Origin of the sequence: Hyphomonas sp., from assembly GCF_046313735.1 — a bacterium.
Taxonomy (GTDB): domain Bacteria; phylum Pseudomonadota; class Alphaproteobacteria; order Caulobacterales; family Hyphomonadaceae; genus Hyphomonas.
Genome location: NZ_JBKBXW010000007.1, coordinates 63,810 through 86,576, shown reverse-complemented (window position 1 = coordinate 86,576; position 22,767 = coordinate 63,810). Strand labels below are relative to the sequence as shown.

Below are 22,767 nucleotides of genomic sequence, written 5' to 3'. Positions count from 1 at the left end.
TCAGGCCGTTTTCGAGTTTTTGCGGTTCATCGCCTTGAAGTCGACGACTTCCGGCGACTGGGCAACATGGGGATGGTCGGAGCCGGCATAGATGCGCAGCTTGCCGAATTGCTTGCGCGACAGCGCGCTCTCGCGCGGCATCATGCGCTTCACGGCCATTTCAAGGGCGCGCTCAGGGAACCGGCCGTTCAGGATCTTTTCCGGCGTGGTCGACTTGATCCCGCCCGGATAGCCGGTGTGGCGGTAATAGACCTTGTCGGTCATCTTGTTGCCGGTGAACACGGCCTTTTCGGCATTGATCACGACGACGTGATCGCCGGTGTCCACATGCGGGGTAAAGTCAGGCCGGTGCTTGCCGCGAAGGCGTTTGGCGACGTAAGAAGCCAGCCGTCCGACAACGACTCCAGTCGCGTCGATCACGACCCACTTGTTCTCTACGCCGACGGGTGCGTTATAAGTTTTCATTGCTCTGCTCAGAGCCTCTCGCTTTCGGAGTTCTTGGAATGCAAATTAAGGGCTGGCGTTTAAGCGCCGCATTTCCCTTTGTCAACGCAGCCGCCGGGCTTAGCCTGCTTTTTGCGGCAGCCGCCTGTTCACGCCAGGATTCAGGCCCGGAAACCGGGGCTGAATCCCCTGTTCCTGCAGCAGGATTGGCGGGGGATTATGTGCTCCCGGCCGTCTGGTCCACCCGGCCTCTTTCAGGCGCGGTCCGCGATATCGCCCTGTCGGGCGGCACCAGCGCGCTGCTCGCCATCGCCTATGAGACCGGCGGCATCGAATTCTACGACCTGGAAGGCGATCCCGTAGGCCAGCAGGCGGGCTTCCGCGTCCGCGCCCTCGCCGACGGCCGCACCGCCACGATGGGCGACACGCCCCTCACCCTTTTCCCCGGTGTCACCGAAACAGGCGAGCTGAAAGCCTATGTGTTCGCCCCCGGCCTCGTCGCCCCGGCCCAGATCGACCTGCCGGTGACCGAATCGCGCCGCGTTGAAGGCCTCTGCACCGGCGAATCAGGTCCCCAGGCGCTGATGCGCCTCGCCTACTGGACAGTCTCCGGCAACCGCATCCTCCGCACCGGCCTCATCGGGATGCAGGGCGACACCCTGACCTGGACCGAGGAAGCCATGACCGAGACCGACTTCCCCATCCGCTCCTGCGTCTTCTCGGAGGGCGAACTCGTCGCCTCGCCCAGCGCCATCGCGGCCGCCGCCCTGACACGCGGTGATGTCTCCGCCCTCCTGTCGCTGGAGGCGGGCGGCCCGCTGAAACTCTCCACCGATTATGGCATGACCAGCCAGGAGATCAGCGTGCGCGACGGCATCACCATCACCGCGCCGGACCGCCCGACTGCGCTCACCGCCCATGGCTCGCTCCAGTCCGGCGGCTTCCAGGGCGGGGTGGTCGTCATCGCCGGCGAAACCGCCTCCGGCACCCACCAGGCCGTCTTCGTGGACCCCAGCCAGATCACCCTGGAACGCCGCTAGGTTTTCAAACGCTCCGCTTGTTTCCGTCACCCCCGATGGCCAAAGGCCATCAGGGGTGACGATCAGGGGGAGGAACGCTTCGCGCCCTCTCCCGCACGCCAGACCACATACACCGCCCACAGCGTCAGCACGACGCCCAGCCCCTGATGCACCAGCGCGAGCCCCATCGGCGCGGCGTTCAGCAGCGTCAGGATACCCCACACCGCCTGCGCGCTGACCAGCACCGCCAGGAAGGCAAACTCCCGCGCCAGCGGCCCCGCACGATAGGCGAACGCCGCCCACAGGCTGCCTGCCCACAGCACATACGCCAGGAAACGGTGATTGAACTGCGTCGCCTCGCGCCCCTCAAACAGGCTGCGCACGCCCAGCTCCGCGTGCATATAATGAGTGGGAAACAGCTCCCCCGCCATCAGCGGCCAGTCATTATAAGTGCGGCCCGCATCCAGCCCCGCGACCAGCGCGCCGGCCGCCATCTGCACGAAGATCAACAGCATCAGCGCCAGCGCCACGCCCCGCTCCCGCCCGCTCGCGCCTGCCCGCTTCTGCGGGCCAAGGCTCAGCCACAGCCACGCTATGACTGCCAGGATGACCAGAGCTAGGGTAAAATGCGTCATCAGCCTGTAGGGCGCCACCGACACCCGCTCGGTCTCCCCGATGCCGCTGGAGACCATCCACCAGCCGATCGCCCCCTGCAGCCCGCCGAGCGCAATCAGCCCCGCCAGCTTCCAGCCGAGCCCGCCGCCCAGCCAGCGCCGCGCCGCAAACACCGCAAAGCCGATCACCGCCACCAGCCCGATGAACCGGCCCAGCTGGCGATGGCCCCACTCCCACCAGTAAATGAATTTGAACTCGGCCATCGACATCCCCCGGTTCTGCAACTGGTACTGCGTCGTCTGCCGGTATTTTTCCAGCTCCTCGGCCCATGCCGCCTCGCTCATCGGCGGCATCGCGCCCCGGATCGGCGCCCATTCTGTAATGGAGAGGCCGGAATCGGTCAGCCGGGTTGCCCCGCCCACCAGGATGATCGCATAGACAAGCAGGCCGAGAAGGATCAGCCAGCGCCGGATCCAGCCTGCGGCAACGGGAGAAATTGCGTATTGGCTCATGCCGCCTAGATCACTCGTGCGGCGCCCGGATCAAGAGTTGCTGAGGTCGCAGCCAACTTCCCCCGGAAATACCCCCAAGGAAACCGCCCCATGCGCAAGCCCGTCACCATCCTCGCCATGCTGGCCTTCATGGCGGTCTGGATCTGGGCCATTGCGACGCTCGGCACCTACATGACCGGCCTGCCCGGCTGGGTGCAGATGCTGTTCTACATCGCCGCCGGCACCCTCTGGGTCATCCCCCTGCGCCCGCTGCTGAACTGGATGAACGCCGCCGAACCGCCCGAAGAAGACTGAGAGGTTCGAGACCCTCTCTCCACAGGGGTAAACCCAGCTTCCGCTGCAGGTTCAGACAATCGTATCCGACCGGGTCCGCGCCCATGCCATACTGCGGCGCATGAACCGGCCCTGCCCCTCCCGCCATCCGCGCGCCATATGCGCCCCGCCGGCGGGCGCAAAGCCTGTCATCTGGCGCTGGCTGCGGCTGCAGGTCCGGCTGATCGCCGCCTTCCTCTGGGCCGTCCGGCAAATGCCGCAGTCTGCGCTTCGCCGCAGCGCCGAGGCCGCTGCCGCCCGGCATGTCGGCACCTACGGGCGCATCCTGCGCGCGCTGCTCATCATGTTCGCGGTCCGCCTGATGCGCCGACCAATGCCGCCGCCCGCCGCGCTGCAGATCACCGCGCGCCAGCGCATCCGCCGCGCCCGCAGCCTCCCCGCCCGTTTCTCGCTCTCGCTGGCAGACTTCCGCCACGTCCTGCCCCCGGCGCCCGCCCCGAAGCCGTCCGGCCCGCGCGCCACGCCCGCAAGCCGCCTTCCCGCATTGCCCGCAGATGTCAGCCTCGCCGCGCTCCGGGCCGTGTTCTCAAATCCCGAAAGCTGGGCCCTGAAACTCGCCCGCACCCTGAAGGCCAGAGGCCTCACCCCCCGCGCCCCGACCCCTCAGATCCCCAGCGCCGGCCTCCCTCGGCCGCGCCTCCGCGCCGCTTTGCGCCGCGCTTTCGGCACAAGCCCCCAGCCCGCTGACACGTCCTGACAATTTCCTGAAATGGCGTCCGATCTCACCGGCTGCGGAACCGCAGATCCGGCCGCCCGCGCTGCCCCAAAACCCCAAACCTCTCCTCCTGTCATCCCGGCGCAGGCCGGGACCCAGAAAAACAAGTCAGCACACGATCAATCTTGGTCGCAGCAACCCGCCTCAGTCACCCTCGCCATGGCGCCGCGCCGCTTCCCGCAGCCGCGCAAAGATCGCCGCCGGGTCTTCGGGCGCTGAGACTTCATCCGGCTCCGGATAATCGTCCTCGATAAGGTCCTCTTCCTCTGCCTCCGCGCCGGCCACCGCCGTCGCCGCCGCCGCGCCTGCAGCCACCACCCCGGCAGCGCCTGCAACCGTCCCGGTACTGACAGAGGCAAGCTCCTCCTCCCCGGTATCTTCCGAGACCGAGGAACGGAAATGCGCGATCACGGTTTCCCCGCCGGTCACCGTCTGGCCGACCCAGACATGTGTGCGGATATCCGCCGGCAGGTACACATCGCACCAGCCGCCCAGGCGCCGCGTGCCAAAACTCCGCCCAAGGCGCACGGCATCCCCGGGCTCGACCGTGAACTCGATCCGCGGACCCAGCCCGCCGGTCGCCAGTGCAATACCGGCCTGTTCCTTCTGGCTCTCGAAGGTCACATAGGCGCGGGTCAGCCCCTCGGCATCCGGCTTCGGCGCAATCGGCGAGGACGGCTCGCCCTGTTTCAGGCTGACGATCTCCACGCCCCCCGCCATCGGCGCATAGAGCTTGTTGGTCGCCGCCGGGGACGAGGCAATCCGTATACGCACGAAGCTCTCGCCGCGCAGGCGCAGCGCCTGCGGCGCATCGCCATAGCCAGCCGAGACAATGATCCCATCGCACGGCGCCACAACGCCATAGGCAAGGTCGGGCGGCGTGCGTTTCGACCAGCGACCCGCCGCCAACGCCAGCACCATCGCGGCAAAGCCGATCCAGAACAGCGGCCCCCAGATCCAGCCGAGCAGCAGCGCCGCCAGGAGCGCGCCGGCAGCTGCAGCCACAGCCTCCCAGTCGAAACTGGTTCTCAGCCACGGAAGCGACTGGCGTTCGGGTTCATCGGACATCGGATAATCTCCCTGCCGGTTTCATCAGCCTGCCACGCCCGCGCTTTCCGCGCTTTGGGCCTGACGCTGCCACATATCAGCATATTTTCCGCCTTTTGCCAGCAGGGCCTCATGCCGCCCCCGCTCGACAATCCGGCCAGCCTCCAGCACGAGGATTTCATCGGCCCGGCTCACGGTGGACAGGCGGTGCGCCACCACCAGCGTCGTGCGCCCGGCAGAGGCCTCTTCCAGCGCTTCCTGCACGGCCGCTTCCGTCGCGCTGTCGAGCGCGCTCGTTGCCTCGTCCAGAACAAGGATTGCGGGGTCAGCGAGGATAACGCGGGCAATGCCGACGCGCTGTTTTTCCCCGCCGGACAGTTTCAGCCCGCGCTCGCCCACCCGCGTGTCCCAGCGTTCGGGCAGGCTCTGGATGAAGGGCAACAGCTGCGCGCGCCTTGCCGCGTCTTCCAGCTCCTCAAGGCTTGCCCCCGGTTTGGCATAGCCGATGTTGGCGCGGATCGTGTCATTGAACAGGACCACATCCTGCGGCACGAGGCCCAGCGAGGCGCGCAGCGAATCCTGTGTCAGGTCCCTCACATCATGCCCGTCAATCCGTACACGGCCAGTCTCGACATCATAGAAACGGAACAGCAGCTTCAAGAGCGTCGACTTGCCAGCCCCCGACGTGCCGACGAAGGCGACCTTGCGCCCCGGCTCCACCTTGAAGCTGATGCCGGAGACGCCGGCCGCCCGTCCCTCATGGCTGAAGCCGACGTCCTCGAACTCGACCCGGCCCTCGGCGCGCTCGAGCACGATGGCCTCCTCCCGGTCGCGCACTTCCGGCACCATGGCCATGAGGCCATGCAGTTTCTCGAGGTCCACCGCGCCCTGCTTGATCTCCCGCCAGGCCCAGCCGAGGATGTTCAGCGGCGCATAGAGCGAGAGCAGCATCAGCATCACCGCTGTCAGGTCGCCGATCTGCATCCGGCCCTCGATGACGTTCAGCGCCGAGAGCACCAGCACCGCCAGCAGGCCGAGGTTCATCACCAGCGCCTGCACCGTGTTCAGCACATACATGCTGCGATTGGTCTCGACATAATGGCGGTTGTAGTTGTCCATCGCGCCGTCGAAGCGGCTCGTCTCGCGGCCCTCTGCTGCGAAGGATTTCACCGTCTCGAAATTGGTGAGGATATCCACGGCGGTCGCGCGGAAATGCGTGTCGGCCTCGTTCATGCGGCGGCGCTGGCGCACGCGCCATTCGGTGATGATGACCGTTGCCAGCACATAGAGAAGGATCGTCACGACCGCGATCAGCGACAGGCGGATGTCATAGGCCACCCCGAGCGCCACCGAGGCAAGGATCAGCCGCACGAAGGTTGGCCCGATATTAAAGGCGAGGAAGCGGATCAGGTAGTCGATCGCCCCGGCGCCCCGCTCGATGATGCGGTTCAGCGCCCCGGTGCGCCGCGTCTGGTGGAAGTTCAGCGACAGGGCGAGGGCATGGCCGAAGGCGTCGACGCTCGCCACCCGTTGGGCATCCTGGCTGACCGGCGAGAACAGCCAGTCGCGCACCTGCGGCAGGGCGGCAGCAGCGAAGCGCAGGAAGAGGCCATAGGTCAGCCACAGCGCGGCGGCGGCAAAGGAGGCCTCTGCCCCGCCCTGCGGGACGGCCTGGTTGATCGCATGGCCGAGCACCAGCGGCGCGACCACTTCCAGCACCGAGGCGAGCAGGGTGATGAGGACGGCAAGCCCCATGACCGGGCGCCACTTCGCCAGCTCCGGCCGGCCAAGCAGTTTCAGGATCCTGAGGATCGACTTGCCGAGCCCGCCATCGGCGCTCTCGATACGATCAGGGTTCTCCGGCGTGGCAGCCGCGGCGGCATAGGCTTGACTCATCCGTGCCATATGGGCCGGATTCCGCGAAAGAGGAAGCCTGCCCCGGCCGATCTCGTGCTGAAGCGCAAGGCCCCGGCCGGACAGGCCGGCCGGGGCTGCAGGAGACATCAGGGCCAGGCTCAGAAGCGCAGGCTCACACCGCCGCGCACGACATCGAACTGGGTGTCGATGCTGGCCCGGCCGATGGTGCCGTCCTCATAAGCGGTGTCGAAGCTGCCGCTGCCGAGGTCCACGCGGCTGTATTCACCGCGCACGGAAATGCGGTCGGTGACGGCATATTCGGCGCCTGCGCCCACCGTCCAGCCGGTGCGGTTGGAGGTTGCGCGGTCGCGGATCTCGGCGGCGCCGACACGGTAGTTGCGGTCGAACTCCACCTTGCCATAGGCGACCCCGCCGGTGCCGTAGACATGCGCCCAGTCAAAGGCGACGCCGGCGCGGGCACGCGCGGTGCCGTAATAGTCGATGCCAAAACTGAGATCGGTGAAGCCGTCCGGATTGTTCACCGCCCCGCCGGGCGCATTCGGGATCGAGATGGAGGAGCCGACATCAGAGGTCTGCAGGTCCACTTCGCCGCCGAGGACCAGCCAGCCGCTCTGCATGTTCCAGCCGGCATGGGCACCGCCGACAAAGCCGTCCCCGCCGAAGCTGCGCTGGGTGGGGAAGGTCCCGCCCGCCAGCGGCGCCGGGAAGAAGGTGCCCTCGGGCGCGACTTCCAGCACGGCATCAAGGTCAAAGTCCGCCTCGCGGCCCTGACCTGCGGTGACGCCGGCATAGAAGCCGGTCCAGTCATGGGTCTGCGCCTCGGCGGCGGCCGGGAGGGTGATGGCGGCGACAGCCGCTGCAAGCATCAGTTTCTGCATGAGGTATTCTGCCTTCTACTCTGCGGGCAGCCCGGGGAGCTGCCTCAAGGGTTGTTACCTGCCCCGGGCTGCCAACGCGGGGGGCTCCTCAGGGATGCATGGCGAAAAGAAGGCAGGCGGCGCCTGTGGCCCGGGGGCAACACATCCCGCCGGCAGCGGGCGCAGAAAGCGGCTGGCGAAGCCGGGCGAGCCACCCTATCCTCTACGGAAACTGATCGGAGAAGGACTGAAAACAATGAAGAAAATTCGCTCCGTCTGTGTCTATTGCGGCGCCTCCAACGCGGTTGACCCGGCCTTTATCGACCTCGCGGAACGCCTCGGGCGGGAGCTTGCGCGCCTCGGCCTGCGGCTCGTCTATGGCGGCGGCGGGGTCGGGCTGATGGGGGCGACCGCGCGCGCAGCCCATGAGGCCGGCGGCAGCGTGCTCGGCATCATGCCGCGCTTCCTGCTGCAGAAGGAACAGATCTATACCGATGTGGAACACCGCATCGTCGAGGACATGCACACCCGCAAGCAGATGATGTTCGATGAGGCCGACGCCTTCATCGTGCTGCCCGGCGGCATCGGTACGCTGGAGGAGGCTGTGGAAATCCTTTCCTGGGCGCGCCTTGGCCTGCACGCAAAGCCGATGGCCTTCCTCGATGAAGACGGCTTCTGGGCGCCCTTCTTCGAGCTGATGGACCATATCATCAAAGGCGGGTTCGTGCCCGAGGGCTTCCGCGATGCGCTGGTGCATTGCCACAAGCCGGGCGAGGCGATTTCCGCGCTGCTCGACCGGGCGGTCGTGCTGGACATGTAGGCCCGGTGGACTCGGCGGCCTCCCCCTCATTCCCCCTCCTCACCTTCCGCAGAGTAAATCCTTCCGAAGGGCAAATGAATGTGTTAGCGCTCTCAAATGATAGGGCTAACACGAGGGTTCGCCTCGGATGATTGAACTGAACCATGAAGGCTTCAGCCTGGGGCTGCTGCCGGAAGCGGGGGGAAGCGTCGGCTGGCTGCGCAAGGACGGGCAGGACATCCTGCGGCCGGCGCGCGTGCCCTTGTTCGGCCAGGCCGACCCGCTGGAGACTGCCGGCTTTCCGCTGTTCCCTTTCTCGGGCCGCATTCGCGCGGGCGCCTTCCACTGGAATGGCCGCGAGGTGCGCCTCGGGCAGAACTTCCCGCCGGAGCCCCATGCAATCCATGGCCATGGCTGGCAGCAGTCCTGGCAGGTGATCCAGCAGACGGCCTCCAGCGTCACCCTTGCCTACCGGCATGAGGCGGGCGACTGGCCCTGGGCCTATGCGGCCGAGCAGCGGTTCGTCCTGTCGCGCGGAGGGCTTTCGCTGGATCTCAGCCTGCACAATCTGTCGGATGAGGCGATGCCCGCCGGGATCGGCTGGCACCCTTATTTCCCGCGCGGGGATGCAGAACTGACCGCCCGCCTGCCCTTCATGTGGGAGGCCGACGAAGCGCACATTCCGGTGCGCAAGATCGCGGCGCCCGGATTTGTGCACGGAGCAGGCCCGGCGCGCGTGAGCGCGCTAGACCTCGATGATCCGTTCGAGATGGCCGATGGGCGCATTGCGATCAGCTGGCCGGAGCGCGGGCTGAACATCCGGCTGCATACGGACGAAACGCTGCGCTTCCTCGTCCTGTATGTTCCTCCGGACCAGGACTATTTCTGCGCCGAGCCTGTGAGCCATGTTCCCGACATGGTGAACCTGGACGCCCCGGCGCAGGAAACCGGCCTTGTGCGGCTTGCGCCCGGCGAGACGCTGCGAGGATCCCTCAGCCTCTGGGCCGAAACCGAAGGCGCCGAGACGGCCACAGAAGAAAGCTGGCACGCGCCGGTCCGCTGACCGGCGCGCACCTTTTTTTGCCGCCCTATTCGGTGACCATCAGCGAGACGGTTTTCACATCGCGCGAATTGCCGCCGGCCATGATCTGGAACTCGCCGGGCTCGACGACGCGCTGCATGTTCTTGTCCCACATGCGGAAGTCACGCTCGCCAAGCTCGAAGGTGGCCGTCTTCGTTTCACCGGGCTCGAGCGAGACGCGGGCAAAGCCGCGCAACTCCTTCACGGGGCGCGTGACCGAGCTGATCACATCCCGGATGTAAAGCTGGACGACTTCATCCCCGGCGCGGTCGCCGGTGTTGGTGACGCTGACCGAGACCTGCACGGTGCCATCCTTCGGGATGCTGGAGGCGGAGAGCACCGGCGCGCCGATCTCGAAGCTCGTATAGGAGAGACCGAAGCCGAAGGGGTACATCGGCTCGGTCGGGCCATCGAGATAGCCGCGCAGGGCGCTCGGCTTGTGATTGTAGACGAGCGGCAGCTGGCCGGTATTGCGCGCGATGGTGACCGGCAGCTTGCCGCCGGGATTGACCTCGCCGAACAGGACTTCGGCCATGGCGGTGCCGCCTTCCTGGCCGAGATACCAGCCCTCGACGATGGCGTTGACGCGGCCCGAGAACGGCTCGGTCGACATCGGCTGTCCGTTGATCAGTACCGTGACGACCGGCTTGCCGAGTTCGAGCATGGCGTCGATCAGTTCGAGCTGCTGGAACGGCAGGTCGATGCTCTGGCGGTCGCCGAGATGGTCGCTGGCCCAGCCCTCGCGCGAGGTGGCTTCTGATCCGCCCACGAACAGGATGATGATGTCGGAATTCGCCGCCGTGCGTTTCGCCTCGGCGATCATACGGAAGTTCTCGTCCCGGTCGGCCGGGATGATCTCGTCCTGCCACCAGTCTCCGCTCTCCACGAGCTTGACGCCCGGATGGTGGATGATCTCGGCCTTGCCTTCCAGCGCTGTTTCCAGCCCTTCAAGCATGGTGACGACATGGCGCGGCACATCCGAATAGCCGCCAAGGCGGACTTCAGCGGCGTTCGGGCCGATGACGGCGACGCGGCGATGCGCGCCGGCGGCCAGCGGCAGGATGCCGTCATTCTCCAGGAGGATGATGGCGCGGCGTGCGGTCTCCAGCGCGAGGGCGCGGGCCTCATCATTGGCGGTGATCGCTTCGGCATGGTCAGCGTCCGCATAGCGGCTTTCAAAGAGGCCAGCCTGGAATTTGATCTCGAGCATCCGGCGCACCGCGATGTCGATATCGTCCATCGTGATCAGGCCTTCGGCGAGCGCCTCGGGCAGGAGCTTGAAGGCGTTGCCGTCGGGCAGGTCGAAATCGACGCCAGAAATCAGGGCACGGACGGCCGCTGATTTCATGTCCGGCTCGACGAAGTGCAGGCGCTGCATGTCGTCGATGCCCCAATAGTCGCTGACGACGCCGCCCTTGAAATCCCATTCGCCGCGCAGGACATCATTCAGCAGCCAGCCATTGCCATGCGAGGGCACGCCGTCGATCTCGTTATAGGAAGCCATCAGGGAACGGATATTCGTACGGCGGATGATTTCCTCAAACGGCGGGAAGAAGACTTCGCGCAGGAGGCGTTCGGAGAGGTTGGAGGGGCCGACATTCGTGCCGCTTTCCGGCTGGCCGTGGCCGGTCATGTGTTTCAGGGTGGCGAGGACTTTGCCTTCGCCGAGGGGGAGCGTGTCGCCCTGGAAGCCGAGGACGGAAGCCACGCCCATCTCGCCGACGAGATAGGGGTCTTCGCCATAGGTTTCCTCGGTGCGGCCCCAGCGCGGATCGCGCGCGACATCGACCACCGGTGTCAGCACGAGATGGGCGCCGCGCGCGCGGATTTCCCGTCCGGCAACGGCGTAAACCTGGCGGACGAGATCGGTGTCCCAGGTGGAAGCGAGCGCGATGGCCTGCGGGAAGGAGGTGGCGCCGCGGGCGGCATAGCCGTGCAGGCCTTCCTCATGGAAGAGGACCGGGATGGAGAGGCGCGTGTTTTCCTCATTCCATTTCTGGATGGCGTTGACGAGCTCGACCGTCTCGCGCTCGTTCCGGAAGGCGAGCTCCAGCGGGCTCGACGGGCCCTGCCGGTCATTCGGGCGGGCGAAATGGCCGATGCCGTGGGGATAGAGCGCAGCGGCCTTGGCGGGATCGAAATTGCCGTCCTCGTCGAAGATTTCGGTCTTGCCGCTCCAGATGGTGGTGATCTGGACGATCTTTTCTTCCAGCGTCATTCGGGCGAGCAGGTCTTCGACCCGGTCGGCGACCGGGCGCGCGGTGTCGAGATAGATGAGCTCTGCCCCGCCCCAGGCGGGGGTGGCGGCCGCAGCGGCGGGCGCGGCGGCGGCGTTCGTGGCCGGCGTTGCGCAGCCCGGCATCGTAAGCGCGAGCGCGACGGCCAGCGCAGCCGCGCTCGCCTGTTTCAGAAGCCTGGATGTCATGTTGGATCTCCCCTGATGTGAAGGCTTATGTTTGCGCTAACACTAAGGGCATAAATCCGCCGGGTCAAAGGAAACCGGACCAATCGGAGAAAGAAAAAGCCCGGCCCTCTTTCGGGGGCCGGGCAAGGTGTCCGGAGGAACGTTTCCGGAGGAGACGGTTCAGCTGGTCATGTCTTCCAGCTCCATGCCCCTGGTCTCGCGCACGAAGTACCAGACGAAGGCAACCGAGATCGCGGCGCTGACGGCATAGAAGGCATAGGCGCCGGTAAGGCCGATCCAGGCGGTGGCGAGCATCATCGGGAAGGTCAGCGTGATCGCGAAGTTCGAGATCCACTGGGCAAAGCCCGAGATGGCCAGGCCGGAGCCGCGCACGGCATTCGGGAACATCTCGCCAAGGGCGACCCACATGACCGGGCCCCAGGAGAAGTTGAAGAAGACGACATAGGCGTTCGCCGCGATCAGCGCCATGACGCCGATATTGCCCGGCAGCGTGACGGCCCCGTCAACCACCTGCGCCTGCGAGAAGGCGAAGACCATGATGGCGAGGGTGAGCGCCATGCCGGCCGAGCCGATCAGCAGCAGCGGGCGCCGGCCGATCCGGTCGATCAGCATGAGGGCAGCGAGCACGGCAAGAATCGAGACCGCGCCGGAGATGACGTTGATGAGCAGCGCGTCGCCTTCGGAGAAGCCGACGGCCTGCCAGAGGATGGCGCCATAATAGAAGATGACATTGATGCCGACGAGCTGCTGGAAGGTGGCAAGGCCAATCCCGATCCAGACGATGGGCTTGAACACGCCTTTCGCCGCGAAGGCGTCGGCGAAGCGCAGTTTCTGGTCGCTGGAGAGCGAGTCGCGGATTTCCTGCACCTTGAGGCCGGCCGCTTCGGCACCGGCCACGCGGGTGAGCACGCCCTCAGCGCGTTCGCCATTGCCGCTGGCGACGAGGAAACGCGGGCTTTCCGGAATGGCGAGCAGCGCAACGAGGAAGATGGTGGCGGGCACAAGCTCGACCCAGAACATCCAGCGCCAGGCCTCGAAGCCCCACATCCATTCGCTGGTGGAGGAGCCGGCCGTGTTGGCGATGGCGTAATTGCTGAGGAAGGCCACGAAGAGGCCCGTGATGATGGCGACCTGCTGGATGGAGGAGAGGCGGCCGCGCAGATGGGCGGGCGCGATTTCCGAGATATAGGCGGGGGCCATGACGCTGGCGGCGCCGACGGCGAGGCCGCCGAGCACGCGGTAGAACATGAACTCGCCCGAGGAGCCGGCGATGCCCGAGCCCCAGGCGCTGATGATGAAGAAGATCGCCGCAGCGATCATCATGGTGCGCCGGCCGAACTTGTCCGACAGCCAGCCGGCAAAGGCCGCCCCGAAGGCGCAGCCGAGCAGCATGGAGGCGACGTTGAAGCCGGTGCCGACACTGTCGGACTGGAAGGCGACCTGCAGGCCATCGACCGTGCCGTTGATGACGCCGCTGTCGAAGCCGAAGAGAAAGCCGCCGATGGTGGCAACGCAGGTGATGAGCAGGATGAAGGCGAAATCGCCCCCCGCCTTCGCAGGCATGGCAGTCGTGCTGGTCAACGGAGGTCCTCCCGGGAAGTCTTGTTGTTTTGTGTAGTGATACGCACTCAAGCGGCGAGACGCAAAGCCTTTTTGTTGGCGCTAACATTTTTTTCCCGAGCCACCGGGCGAACAGGCCGTGCCGGAGTCGCGCCGGGGGAATTTACAGGGCCGCGAAATCTGGCATGATAGCGGTATCAGGAGGCGCCGGCCGGGGCGCTGCCCTTGGGGCGGCGGACCGGAAAACGGGGCCCCGAGGGAGCAAACACGGGAGGTTGTCGATGCGTCTTGTTTCCGGTCTTTTCCTGCTGGCCTGCCTGATGGGCCCTGCCCCGGCTGCGCTGGCTGATACCTCGCCCGAGGACGAAGCGCTGGCGGCGCTGGAAGCGTCCCTGCCCGGCACGCTGATGAACAATCCCTACACGACCGACTGGCGCACCAATGGGGCGAACCAGTCCGCGCGCGTCGTGCGGGTGCGGGAGATCCCCGGCGAATATGCCTATGAAGTGAAGGTGCGCCGGGCCGGGCGCAATCCGTGGGACGTGTCGGTGACGGCTTCGCTGAGCGCGGGCGTGGCGGCGGGGGACGCTGTGCTGGTCGCTTTCTGGGCGCGGGCGACGGAGACCGATGAGGGGCGCACGAGCGCGCCGGTGCAGATGCGTCTGCAGCAGATGGCGGCGCCTTATACGGGCGCCGCGGAGGCGCAGGTCGAGGTGAACACGCGCTGGCAGCTGCACTATGTGAAGGGCATTGCGCCGGCGGATTATTCTTCGCGTGACATCAACCTGGCGTTCAATGTGGCGGCCCACCGCCAGACGGTGCAGTTCGGCCAGGTGTATGTGATGAACCTCGGCCAGGGCGTGCGGCTTGAAGAGCTGCCTTCCGGGGCGGAAGAGCTCTGAGGCGAATTCTGTTTACCAAAATGCAAAGCTCATCCTGAGCGACGTCGAAGGGTGGCCCCAGCAGGACTGCCCCGCGCCCCGGCTCGTCCTTCGACTTCGCTCAGGATGAGCCTTCGGCTTCGCTCAGGATGAGCCTTTCGGAAGGCCGGTGCAACGCGCGGGCTCGAAGCCCTGGAACATCGGGCCGACTCATTGAATCAGCCCGATGTTCCAGGTCTTTGAATCGTCGCGGCGTTTTTCCGAAAACCGGTTCCCACTTTTCGGAACGCCGCTTTAGGCGCCGCTGACGGTATAATGGGGTGATCCGGTCCAGCTGAGTTTCCAGCGGGCGCCGAGGCGGACATTCTGCACCGTGTGCGGATGAAAGGCCGCAAGGCAGGTGCCGGCGGGATGGCGCACGGACGGATAGATGAGGCCGATGCTGCCGCCTTTGCGCAGGTCGCGCGCGAGGGCCTGCCCCAGCGGATAGGCCGTGGCCGGATCATCGCCGAGCACGCCCTCACCCCGCGCCTCGCCGCGCGCATCGTGGAACCTGCCGATGAAACTCGCCAGCAGGCCGTGATAGATTGCTTCATCCTCGAACACGCCGATGCGCGTAAGTTCGCGGGTCCGGTGGAAGGCGACTTCGGTGATCGCGGTCAGGTCCTCGAAGGCCGCATACCAGGCGCCCCGGCTGGCATCGTTGAAGCGGTTGCCCTCGGCGCGGGTGTAGGTGAAGGCCGCGTTGATATAGGTCTCGCCCCAGACGCCATAGGCAAGCTCGCGCGCCGACAATGCGGCAAGGCCCTGCGCCTCGGCCTGCAGGCGGCCGCTGGTCATCCCCTCGATCAGCGCAAGGATTGTGAGATCGGCGGCGTTATCGGCAAGCGGCGCCAGCACCGGCGGCTTGAAGTATGCGGACGGGACGAGCCGGACGGTCGCCTGCTCGCAGATGTCAGCTGTGGGGAGCGCGGGCAGCGCTGGCGCCATCAGAGCCCGCCCCGGAGGGCATCGACATAGCCCCGGGCCTGCAGGATCGCCGGCAGGCCGCCCGCGCGCATGACCTCCAGCGGCGAGCGGTTGGCGAAGAGCGGACCGGAATTGGGAAGGCCGGGCCAGCGATCGGCCAGCGTGTCGCTGAAATAGAGGTGCAGCGCCTTGTAGAGGCCGGTGAGCGCGCTGATCCGCAGGAGCTGGTCCCGGTCCAGCGAGCCGGACCATTGCCCGGTCTTCATGCGGGCCCAGGTGCGCGGGCTGACCGAGATGAGATCGGCTGCAACCACATTGCCGAGCTTCCAGGCCTCCGCGATCCGGGCAAAGGCGGTGACCGCGACCCGGGCGACATCGGCGGCTTCATACGCCTCAAGCCCCGCGCGCAGACCGGCGGGGCCAAAGGGGGTGGAGGCTTCAGCGAGATTGCGAATGTTTGCCATATGGCAGTTTATGCGGTGTCATTTGGCAGTTGTCAAGTTGGGTTGATGGCATGGGCGCCCCGGGCGGGGGCTCAGGCGGTGTGGGGGATGGATTGCGGCAGGGCGGCGGGCCGTGCGCGCGGAGACGGCGTCAGAGCTGTTTCAGGGAGCCGCGCGAGACGATTTCATAATCGAGGACGACATTGCGCTCGGCTTCGGCCTCGCCGTCTTCGCCGCTGCCCGCAGAGATATGGCGGGCGAGCAGGGTGACGGAACTGGCGGCCATATGGGCGATGGGCTGGCGCACGGTGGTCAGCTGAGGCCAGATGGCGCTGGCGAAGATGGTGTCGTCAAAGCCGGTGACGGAGAGGTCATCCGGCACGCGCAGGCCGATCCGGTTGGCGGCGGCGACAACGCCGGCGGCCATGTCATCATTGCAGGCGAAGATGGCGGTCGGACGGTCCGGCAGGGCGAGGATCGTCTCGGCGGCGAGCATACCGGAGCGGTAGGTGTAATCCCCCTGCCCGATCCAGCTATCCTCGAAGGCCACGCCTTCCTTGGCCATCGCCGATTTGAAGCCGCGATAGCGCCGGCGGGCGGAGGAATGGTTCTCCGGGCCGCGAATGAAGCCGACCTTGCGGTGGCCATTCGCGATGATCAGGCGCGTCATCGCTTCGGCGGCTTCGGAATCGTCCATCGAGACGCTGATATCGGTGCGCGAGATGTCCTTCGGCGCGATCAGCACGGTGGGGATCTGGGCAGCCGTCAGCGCATCGAGGATGTCGTCATCCTCGCTCATCGGCGGGGCGACGATGACGCCGTCGAGGCCCGCGCCGCCGAGGCGTTCGGCAAATTGCGGCGCAGCGGCGGACATGTCCTCCGAGGAGAAATCCTCGATCACCAGATGGTGGCCCTCATCGCGGCACTGATGCAGCGCGCCGACGAGGAGCTCTCCGAGATAGGAGCTCGACGGGTTGTGATAGATCAGGCCGATGAACAGCGACTTGCCGCCCGCAAGGCCCCGGGCCAGCAGGTTCGGGCGGTAGTTCAGCTCGCGGATCGCCTCCTCCACCCGCGTGCGGGTAGAATCGCGCACGCTCTCGCGGCGGTTGAGGACGCGGGACACGGTCATCTGGGAGACGCCGGCGAGTTCGGCGACTTCCTTGATGGTGGCGTGCGATCTGCGGCCTGCGCGGCGCAGGGTTTCGGACATGCGCGTGTTATCCCTATCAGCCGGGGATTTCCCTTTAAGTTCGGGCATATAACGCGCGTCTGTCCGGACAATGTCAACCGCGCCAGGGCGGCTGGAACGGCCTCAGAGGTGCCGGTTGAGGATGTTTTCGAGCCATTCCTGACGGCCCGAGCGCGGCTGGGGATCGAGCCCGTCGGCGACAACCTTGTCAGCGATCGCTTCGAGGCTTGCGCCCTTCATGATCCACTGGCCGAGCTCGCCGTTCCAGCCCGCATAGCGATCCTCCACGAACCGGTCGAGTTCGCCTTCCTCGAGAATCGAGGCGGCGGCGATCAGCCCGCGCGCGAGCGCGTCGAGGCTGCCGACATGGCCGTAGAACATGTCGGCCGGGTCGATGGACTGGCGGCGGACCTTGGAGTCGAAGTTGAAGCCGCCGGTGGTGAAGCCGCCGCCGCGCAGGAGTTCGAGCATCGAACGGGTGATTTCGAGGTGCTCCATCCAGAACTGGTCGGTGTCCCAGCCATTCTGCGGGTCGCCGCGATTGGCGTCGATGGAGCCGAAGATGCCGAGCGCGAAGGCGACGGCGATCTCATGATCCATCGCATTGCCGGCGAGGGTGGCGTGGTTGGTCTCGATATTGACCTTCACCTCGTTTTCGAGGCCGTACTTCTTGAGGAAGCCGTAGACGGTGGCGGTGTCGCGGTCATACTGATGCTTGGTCGGCTCATGGGGCTTGGGCTCGATCAGGAGCGTGCCGTTGAAGCCGATCTTGTTCTTGTGCTCGACGGCAAGGGCGAGGAGGCGGGCGAACTGGTCCTGCTCCTGGCCGATGCGGGTGTTGAGGAGGGTGTCATAGCCTTCGCGGCCGCCCCAGAAGACATAATTCTCGCCGCCGAGGCGGTGGGTGGCTTCCATGGCGTGGCGCACCTGGGTGGCGGCGCAGGCGAAAACCTCCGGGTCCGGATTGGTTGAGGCGCCGGACATGTAGCACCTGTTGCCGAAGACGTTGGCCGTGCCCCAGAGGAGCTTCATGCCGGTCTCGGCCATCTTGGCTTCGAGCTTGTCGACGATGACGGCGAAATTGTTCACATGCTCGCGCAGGTTTGCGGCGGGCGCCATGACGTCGACATCGTGGAAGGTGTAGAAGGGCACGCCCATCTTGGTGAAGAATTCGAAGGCGGCCTCGAGCTTGGCATCGGCCATTTCCTGGCCCGACAGGCTGTGCCAGGGGCGGCGGAAGGTGCCCTCGCCGAACACATCGAACCCGTCCCAGCAGAAGGAATGCCAGTAGCAGATGGCCGGGCGGATATGGTCTTCCATCCGCTTGCCGAGGATCACGCGGTCCTTGTCGTACCAGCGATAGGCGAGCGGGTTGCGGCTCTCCGGGCCTTCATAGCGGATGGCCGGGATGGACGAGAAGTAAGACGCGGACATGTTACTGTGGCTCCATGGTATAGAGGGGAGAAATGCGGGTATAGGCCTCGCGGAAGGCGATGCGGCGGGCGGCGAGGCGCTCGGCATCTTCCGCCTGCGGATCAATGGTGAAGAGGACGGGCGGCGGCGCGCAGGCGTCCTCCGCCGGGGTTCCGGTGACGCCGATCAGGGCGAGCTTGGCGGCGCCGTAAGCGGGGCCGACGGCGCCGTCGCGGCGGTAGACGAGCGGGCGGCCGAGCGCGCCGGCCAGCACCCTGCCCCACCAGGCCGAGCGCGCGCCGCCGCCGATGACGGTGATCTCGCGCACTTCGCCGCCGCCGGCGGCCAGCGCATCGAGGCCGTCCGCGAAGGCGAAGGCGACGCCTTCCAGCACGGCCTGGCCGATGGCGGCAGCGTCGCTGTCATGGTCGAGGCCGAAGAGAATTCCGCGCGCATGGGGATTGTTGTGGGGTGTGCGCTCGCCCGAGAGGTAAGGCAGGAAGACTTCCGGCCCGGCAAGACGCCCGCGGGTTTCAGCGAGCGCGATGAGTTCGCCGGCATCATGCACGCCGGTGAGGCGCGCGGCCCAGTCCACACAGCTGGCGGCAGACAGCATGACGGTCATCTGGTGCCAGCGATCCGGCAGGGCGTGGCAGAAGGCGTGGACCGCCTGATCCGGGTTCGGAAGGAATTTCTCGCCGGCGAGGAACAGCACGCCGGATGTGCCCAGCGACAGGAAGGCCTCGCCGGGGCGGATCACGCCGACGCCGACCGCGCCGGCGGCATTGTCGCCGCCGCCGGCGACGACGGGCACGGGCTCCATGCCCCAGGCGCGGGCGACGTCCGGCTTAAGCATACCGGTGATTTCGCATCCCTCGAACAGGCGCGGCATCTGGCTTTCGGTCAGGCCCGTGGCGGCGAGGAGTTCGGGCGACCAGGCACGCTTGCCGACATCGAGCCAGAGCGTGCCGGCGCTGTCGGACATGTCGGAGGCGGCCTCGCCGGTCATCAGCAGGCGGACATAATCCTTCGGCAGCAGGACGCGCGTGACCTTTGCGAAGACCTCCGGCTCATGCTGCTTTACCCAGAGGAGTTTCGGCGCGGTGAAGCCCGGCATGGCGATATTGCCGGCAATCTGGCGCAGGCGCGGTTCGGCGGCTTCCAGCGCGGCGCATTCGGCGAAGCTGCGCCCGTCATTCCAGAGGATGGCGGGGCGGAGGACATCGCCTGAGGCGCCGAGCAGGGTCGCGCCATGCATCTGGCCGGAAAGGCCGATGCCGCGGATCTTCGCCCGGCGGTCCGGTGACAGGTCCAGCACCGCTTTCTGCGTTGCTGCCCACCAGTCGGCGGGGTCCTGCTCCGACCACAGAGGATGCGGGCGGGAGACCGTCAGCGGCGCGGCGGCCTGATCAATGACGTCACCGGTGTCATTGATGACCGCCGTCTTGACGCCGGAGGTGCCGATATCGATGCCGAGAAACATGACGCGACCGGGCCTGCCTCAGCTAGCGCACCGGGGCGGCGCGCAGGGCAGCGGCCACCGCCTGGCGCATCAGTTTCGGCTGGTAGCTGGAGTCAAACAGCGTCGGGCGCTTCTCGACACCGTCCTCGCGCGGCAGGAAGTCCTGCAGCCAGCTCTGATTGTCGACCATGCCCCACATCAGGAGCTCCTTGGTCTGAGGATAGCTCAGCATGATGTCGAGATAGTCCTTGGTGAAGGCCGCAATCAGCTGGTCGCGCATCTCGATATCCGGGCCGAGACGGGTGTCGTTGACGTCGAACTCGGTCAGCGACAGGTCGAGGCCCATGCCGATGGCCTCCTCGCAGAAGGCGCGCCAGGCGCGTTGCTTCTCGGGCGTGAATTCGTCCGGCATGTCGTAGTTGGAATGGCTCTGGATGCCGAACTTGGTCAGCGGGGCGCCGCGCCGCAGCAGCTCTTCCATCAGGCGAAGGACGCCGTTGCGGTGATTCTCATTGCCGGTTTCCCAGCTCATATAGTCATTATACGCCAGCGCCGTACCGGGGCTGAGCTCGGCAGTCTTGCGGAAGGCGTATTCCATGACGTTCATCGGCCCGCCCATGGCGCGGGAGAAGGATGTCTCGCGCAGCTCGCCGGTCTGGTCGTCGACCGCTTCGTTGATCACGTCCCAGCTGTGGATGAAGGGATGGGCGCGGGAGACGACGCGGGTGATGTAGTCGTCCAGCATCGCTTCGGCCTCGGCGGCGCTGGCGAACTCAAGCTCGTTGACCCAGTCCGGGAACCAGCGGGGATGGTGCCAGAGGACGGTGTGGCCGCGCATCTTCAGGCCATTGCCCTGCGCGAAGCCGACGAGGGCGTCAGCCGGCTCGAAATTCCAGACATCCGGCTGGGGATGGATGGTGTACCATTTGTGCTCATTCTCGGCGACGATGACATCGCATTCGGCGAGGATGATGCGGACATATTCGGGATCGTTCAGCTGGTGGGCGGCCATGGCCGAACCGAACAGGAGACCCTTGGTGCGGGCGATGACTTTCAGGGGGTCGGGGTCGACCGGGAACGCGGCGCCGGCGGGGGCCATGGGGGCCGCTTCGCCATTGCTGCCGGTGCAGGCGCCCAGCGCGGTGAGGCCTGCGGCGCCGCCGATGAGCCCCAGAGCAGTCCTGCGGGATAAAGGGTTCATGGTCTTCCTCCTTGCTGCCGGCCCCATCCGGACCCTTCTCCGGAGCGAGGCTCACTTTTTTATGGTAACGCTATCATTTGCTGCTAACATGAAGCCTCGCGGTTCGTCCACCCCGGAAAATGACGTAAAGCGAAAGAAGATGAGGCGGGCCGCCGGGAGCCGCGCGAAGGAGGACCAGAGAATGATGAAGCCCCATGCCCTTGCGGCAGCGGCAGCGCTTTGCGCGAGCCTGTTTGTTTCGGCCTGTGACGGGGTGGCCCGTCCGCTGACCGAGGCGCCGGATGCATATGCCGGCAAGGCGGTCTTCTCGGGCTTCATCTATGAGGGCACGGAAGCAGACCCGGATGCCTGGCCCCCGGCGGAGGGGCAGTTTACCAATCCGGTGCTGGCCGGCTTCTATCCCGACCCGTCGATCGTGCGGGTGGGCGCCGATTTCTACATGGTGCATTCGACCTTCAGCTGGTTTCCGGGCCTGCCGGTCTGGCATTCGACCGACCTCGTGAGCTGGACGCAGGTCGGCAACGCCATCGACCGGCCGGGGATGCTGGACTTTGACGGCCTCGGCCTGTCGCGCGGCGTGTTTGCCGCCACCATCGATTACCATGAGGGCAAGTTCTACATCGCCAATACCTGCGTCGACTGCAGCGGCAATTTTATCCTGACGGCCGACAACCCGGCGGGGCCGTGGTCCGATCCGATCTGGACGCCGCATGTGGGCGGGATCGACCCGTCGCTGTTCTTTGATGCCGACGGCAAGGTCTGGCTGATGAACAATGACGCGCCCGAGGGCGGCTCTACCTATGAGGGCCACCGCGCCATCTGGATCCGCGAGGTGCATCCCGAGACCTTCGAAGCGCTGAGCGAGCCGGTGATGATCATCGACGGCGGCGTGCGCCCGGAAGAAAAGCCGATCTGGATCGAGGGGCCGCACATCTATTTCGTCGATGGCTGGTATTACCTCTCCGCCGCCGAGGGCGGCACGGCGGTTGACCATTCGCAGGTCATCCTGCGCTCGCGCGAGGTGACCGGGCCGTATGAGCCCTATGAGGGCAACCCGATCATGACGCAGCGCGACCTGCCCGAGGACCGGGACCATCCAGTGACGTCTGTGGGCCATGCCGATTACATCATTGATGATGACGGCCAGTGGTGGGCGGTTTTCCTCGGCGTGCGGCCCTATGAGGGCGACTATTACAACACAGGACGCGAGACCTTCCTTCTGCCGGTGAGCTGGGAGACGGGCTGGCCGGTGATCCTGGAGCGCGGCGTGGCTGTGCCGAGAACGCTGGCGCGCCCTGCCGTGCCGGCAGCGGCGCCTGCGCGCCTGCCGACGACGGGCAGCTTCCGGGTGGAGGAGGATTTCTCCGCTGATGCGCCGCGCCATCACTGGATGACGCCGCGCGTGCCGAAGGAAGACTGGTTCAGCTTTGCCGATGGCAAGCTGGTGCTGACCCCGCGCCCGGTGGGCCTGGGCGATGAGGCGCAGCCTTCTTTCCTCGCGCGGCGCCAGCAGCATATGGCGGCCTCGGCAGAGGTGAGCGTGACGTTTGACCCCGCCGGCACGGGCGATGAAGCGGGCCTCGCTGCCTTCCAGAGCGATGAATACTGGTTCTCGCTGGGCATCACGCGGGTTGAGGATGGCACGCGCATCCTGAAGCTGCGCCAGCGGGCGGGCGCGAGTGAGCCGGCCGAGGGCACGATCCTGTCGCGCGTCCCGCTCGGGCCGGACGATCGCACGGTGCAGCTGCGCTTTGCAGCAGACGGCGCGGCGCTGTCGGCGGCCTGGTCGCTCGACGGCGAGAACTGGCAGCAGATCGGCCCGGCACTTGACGGCAAGAACCTGTCAACGCGGCGCGCGGGCGGGTTTGTGGGCTCAGTGTTCGGGGTCTATGCGGTGGGCGGGGAATAGGGTCTGCATCGT

The 22,767-nt window shown here is 66.3% G+C and carries 20 protein-coding genes; 7 read left to right on the top strand and 13 right to left on the bottom strand.

Features of this window, described 5'->3' with window-relative positions; genetic code table 11:
• On the bottom strand, positions 1 to 465 hold the full coding sequence (gene rplM / locus ACK4SV_RS05330; protein WP_409916767.1) for a 50S ribosomal protein L13: 465 nt from the start codon (positions 463 to 465) through the stop codon (positions 1 to 3).
• A gap of 200 nt (positions 466 to 665) precedes the next feature.
• On the opposite strand from rplM, the gene ACK4SV_RS05325 reads away from it, so the two are divergent.
• Positions 666 to 1,484 (top strand): hypothetical protein, encoded by an 819-nt coding sequence (locus ACK4SV_RS05325; RefSeq protein ID WP_409916766.1) that lies wholly within the window; start codon positions 666 to 668, stop codon positions 1,482 to 1,484.
• A gap of 62 nt (positions 1,485 to 1,546) precedes the next feature.
• On the opposite strand, the gene ACK4SV_RS05320 is transcribed toward ACK4SV_RS05325, so the two are convergent.
• The gene (locus ACK4SV_RS05320; protein ID WP_409916765.1) at positions 1,547 to 2,590 is read right to left on the bottom strand and encodes a COX15/CtaA family protein; all 1,044 of its coding nucleotides are present in this window, start codon (positions 2,588 to 2,590) and stop codon (positions 1,547 to 1,549) included.
• 90 nt (positions 2,591 to 2,680) lie between these two features.
• Here ACK4SV_RS05320 and ACK4SV_RS05315 point away from each other — a divergent pair, with 90 nt between their 5' ends.
• Both ACK4SV_RS05315 and ACK4SV_RS05310 read left to right on the top strand, forming a co-directional pair.
• Positions 2,681 to 2,884: a DUF2842 domain-containing protein gene (locus ACK4SV_RS05315; RefSeq protein WP_409916764.1), complete on the top strand. Its 204-nt coding sequence runs from the start codon at positions 2,681 to 2,683 to the stop codon at positions 2,882 to 2,884.
• Between the two features lie 100 nt (positions 2,885 to 2,984).
• Positions 2,985 to 3,620, top strand: a complete 636-nt coding sequence (locus ACK4SV_RS05310; RefSeq protein WP_409916763.1) for a hypothetical protein — start codon at positions 2,985 to 2,987, stop codon at positions 3,618 to 3,620.
• Positions 3,621 to 3,782: 162 nt separating this feature from the next.
• Here the strand turns inward: ACK4SV_RS05310 and ACK4SV_RS05305 are convergent, their stop codons facing one another.
• The 3 genes from ACK4SV_RS05305 to ACK4SV_RS05295 form a co-directional block, all read right to left on the bottom strand.
• A complete protein-coding gene (locus tag ACK4SV_RS05305; protein ID WP_409916762.1) occupies positions 3,783 to 4,706 on the bottom strand; it encodes a phosphatidylserine decarboxylase in 924 nt (307 codons plus the stop codon).
• A gap of 24 nt (positions 4,707 to 4,730) precedes the next feature.
• The gene (locus ACK4SV_RS05300; protein ID WP_409916761.1) at positions 4,731 to 6,590 is read right to left on the bottom strand and encodes an ABCB family ABC transporter ATP-binding protein/permease; all 1,860 of its coding nucleotides are present in this window, start codon (positions 6,588 to 6,590) and stop codon (positions 4,731 to 4,733) included.
• Between the two features lie 110 nt (positions 6,591 to 6,700).
• Positions 6,701 to 7,441: an outer membrane protein gene (locus tag ACK4SV_RS05295; RefSeq protein ID WP_409916760.1), complete on the bottom strand. Its 741-nt coding sequence runs from the start codon at positions 7,439 to 7,441 to the stop codon at positions 6,701 to 6,703.
• 235 nt (positions 7,442 to 7,676) lie between these two features.
• Here ACK4SV_RS05295 and ACK4SV_RS05290 point away from each other — a divergent pair, with 235 nt between their 5' ends.
• Together ACK4SV_RS05290 and ACK4SV_RS05285 are read left to right on the top strand one after the other, a co-directional pair.
• Positions 7,677 to 8,240 carry a TIGR00730 family Rossman fold protein gene (locus tag ACK4SV_RS05290; protein WP_409916759.1) on the top strand — a complete coding sequence of 188 codons (564 nt, stop codon included), beginning with the start codon at positions 7,677 to 7,679 and terminating at the stop codon, positions 8,238 to 8,240.
• 127 nt (positions 8,241 to 8,367) lie between these two features.
• Entirely contained in the window at positions 8,368 to 9,282 is a 915-nt protein-coding gene (locus ACK4SV_RS05285) for an aldose 1-epimerase (protein WP_409916758.1), read from the top strand.
• 25 nt (positions 9,283 to 9,307) lie between these two features.
• On the opposite strand, the gene ACK4SV_RS05280 is transcribed toward ACK4SV_RS05285, so the two are convergent.
• On the bottom strand, positions 9,308 to 11,725 hold the full coding sequence (locus tag ACK4SV_RS05280; protein WP_409916757.1) for a glycoside hydrolase family 3 N-terminal domain-containing protein: 2,418 nt from the start codon (positions 11,723 to 11,725) through the stop codon (positions 9,308 to 9,310).
• 159 nt (positions 11,726 to 11,884) lie between these two features.
• The gene (locus ACK4SV_RS05275; protein ID WP_409916792.1) at positions 11,885 to 13,288 is read right to left on the bottom strand and encodes a sugar porter family MFS transporter; all 1,404 of its coding nucleotides are present in this window, start codon (positions 13,286 to 13,288) and stop codon (positions 11,885 to 11,887) included.
• A 278-nt stretch (positions 13,289 to 13,566) separates the two neighbouring features.
• Between ACK4SV_RS05275 and ACK4SV_RS05270 the strand changes: the two genes are divergently transcribed.
• Positions 13,567 to 14,187: a hypothetical protein gene (locus tag ACK4SV_RS05270; RefSeq protein WP_409916756.1), complete on the top strand. Its 621-nt coding sequence runs from the start codon at positions 13,567 to 13,569 to the stop codon at positions 14,185 to 14,187.
• Positions 14,188 to 14,460: 273 nt separating this feature from the next.
• Here the strand turns inward: ACK4SV_RS05270 and ACK4SV_RS05265 are convergent, their stop codons facing one another.
• The 6 genes from ACK4SV_RS05265 to ACK4SV_RS05240 all read right to left on the bottom strand — a co-directional run bounded on the left by ACK4SV_RS05265 (position 14,461) and on the right by ACK4SV_RS05240 (position 20,846).
• On the bottom strand, positions 14,461 to 15,156 hold the full coding sequence (locus ACK4SV_RS05265; RefSeq protein ID WP_409916755.1) for an RES family NAD+ phosphorylase: 696 nt from the start codon (positions 15,154 to 15,156) through the stop codon (positions 14,461 to 14,463).
• The gene (locus ACK4SV_RS05260; protein ID WP_409916754.1) at positions 15,156 to 15,599 is read right to left on the bottom strand and encodes an antitoxin Xre-like helix-turn-helix domain-containing protein; all 444 of its coding nucleotides are present in this window, start codon (positions 15,597 to 15,599) and stop codon (positions 15,156 to 15,158) included. The genes ACK4SV_RS05265 and ACK4SV_RS05260 overlap by 1 nt, the downstream gene beginning before the upstream one ends.
• A 130-nt stretch (positions 15,600 to 15,729) precedes the next feature.
• A complete protein-coding gene (locus ACK4SV_RS05255) occupies positions 15,730 to 16,791 on the bottom strand; it encodes a LacI family DNA-binding transcriptional regulator (protein ID WP_409916753.1) in 1,062 nt (353 codons plus the stop codon).
• A gap of 102 nt (positions 16,792 to 16,893) precedes the next feature.
• Positions 16,894 to 18,204: a xylose isomerase gene (gene xylA / locus ACK4SV_RS05250; RefSeq protein ID WP_409916752.1), complete on the bottom strand. Its 1,311-nt coding sequence runs from the start codon at positions 18,202 to 18,204 to the stop codon at positions 16,894 to 16,896.
• A 1-nt stretch (position 18,205) separates the two neighbouring features.
• Positions 18,206 to 19,666 (bottom strand): xylulokinase, encoded by a 1,461-nt coding sequence (xylB, locus tag ACK4SV_RS05245; RefSeq protein ID WP_409916751.1) that lies wholly within the window; start codon positions 19,664 to 19,666, stop codon positions 18,206 to 18,208.
• Positions 19,667 to 19,688: 22 nt separating this feature from the next.
• The gene (locus tag ACK4SV_RS05240) at positions 19,689 to 20,846 is read right to left on the bottom strand and encodes an endo-1,4-beta-xylanase (protein ID WP_409916750.1); all 1,158 of its coding nucleotides are present in this window, start codon (positions 20,844 to 20,846) and stop codon (positions 19,689 to 19,691) included.
• Positions 20,847 to 21,027: 181 nt separating this feature from the next.
• On the opposite strand from ACK4SV_RS05240, the gene ACK4SV_RS05235 reads away from it, so the two are divergent.
• Positions 21,028 to 22,755, top strand: a complete 1,728-nt coding sequence (locus ACK4SV_RS05235; protein WP_409916749.1) for a glycoside hydrolase family 43 protein — start codon at positions 21,028 to 21,030, stop codon at positions 22,753 to 22,755.
• Positions 22,756 to 22,767 lie beyond the last annotated feature (12 nt).

Coding starts and splice junctions, on each gene's coding strand:
- ACK4SV_RS05275 (WP_409916792.1), bottom strand. CDS start 13,288: ATGCCTGCGAAGGCGGGGGGCGATTTCGCCTTCATCCTGCTCATCACC.
- ACK4SV_RS05300 (WP_409916761.1), bottom strand. CDS start 6,590: ATGGCACGGATGAGTCAAGCCTATGCCGCCGCGGCTGCCACGCCGGAG.
- ACK4SV_RS05280 (WP_409916757.1), bottom strand. CDS start 11,725: ATGACATCCAGGCTTCTGAAACAGGCGAGCGCGGCTGCGCTGGCCGTC.
- ACK4SV_RS05285 (WP_409916758.1), top strand. CDS start 8,368: ATGATTGAACTGAACCATGAAGGCTTCAGCCTGGGGCTGCTGCCGGAA.
- ACK4SV_RS05310 (WP_409916763.1), top strand. CDS start 2,985: ATGAACCGGCCCTGCCCCTCCCGCCATCCGCGCGCCATATGCGCCCCG.
- ACK4SV_RS05305 (WP_409916762.1), bottom strand. CDS start 4,706: ATGTCCGATGAACCCGAACGCCAGTCGCTTCCGTGGCTGAGAACCAGT.
- ACK4SV_RS05265 (WP_409916755.1), bottom strand. CDS start 15,156: ATGGCGCCAGCGCTGCCCGCGCTCCCCACAGCTGACATCTGCGAGCAG.
- ACK4SV_RS05255 (WP_409916753.1), bottom strand. CDS start 16,791: ATGTCCGAAACCCTGCGCCGCGCAGGCCGCAGATCGCACGCCACCATC.
- ACK4SV_RS05290 (WP_409916759.1), top strand. CDS start 7,677: ATGAAGAAAATTCGCTCCGTCTGTGTCTATTGCGGCGCCTCCAACGCG.
- ACK4SV_RS05235 (WP_409916749.1), top strand. CDS start 21,028: ATGATGAAGCCCCATGCCCTTGCGGCAGCGGCAGCGCTTTGCGCGAGC.
- ACK4SV_RS05260 (WP_409916754.1), bottom strand. CDS start 15,599: ATGGCAAACATTCGCAATCTCGCTGAAGCCTCCACCCCCTTTGGCCCC.
- xylB (WP_409916751.1), bottom strand. CDS start 19,666: ATGTTTCTCGGCATCGATATCGGCACCTCCGGCGTCAAGACGGCGGTC.
- ACK4SV_RS05240 (WP_409916750.1), bottom strand. CDS start 20,846: ATGAACCCTTTATCCCGCAGGACTGCTCTGGGGCTCATCGGCGGCGCC.
- rplM (WP_409916767.1), bottom strand. CDS start 465: ATGAAAACTTATAACGCACCCGTCGGCGTAGAGAACAAGTGGGTCGTG.
- ACK4SV_RS05315 (WP_409916764.1), top strand. CDS start 2,681: ATGCGCAAGCCCGTCACCATCCTCGCCATGCTGGCCTTCATGGCGGTC.
- ACK4SV_RS05295 (WP_409916760.1), bottom strand. CDS start 7,441: ATGCAGAAACTGATGCTTGCAGCGGCTGTCGCCGCCATCACCCTCCCG.
- xylA (WP_409916752.1), bottom strand. CDS start 18,204: ATGTCCGCGTCTTACTTCTCGTCCATCCCGGCCATCCGCTATGAAGGC.
- ACK4SV_RS05270 (WP_409916756.1), top strand. CDS start 13,567: ATGCGTCTTGTTTCCGGTCTTTTCCTGCTGGCCTGCCTGATGGGCCCT.
- ACK4SV_RS05320 (WP_409916765.1), bottom strand. CDS start 2,590: ATGAGCCAATACGCAATTTCTCCCGTTGCCGCAGGCTGGATCCGGCGC.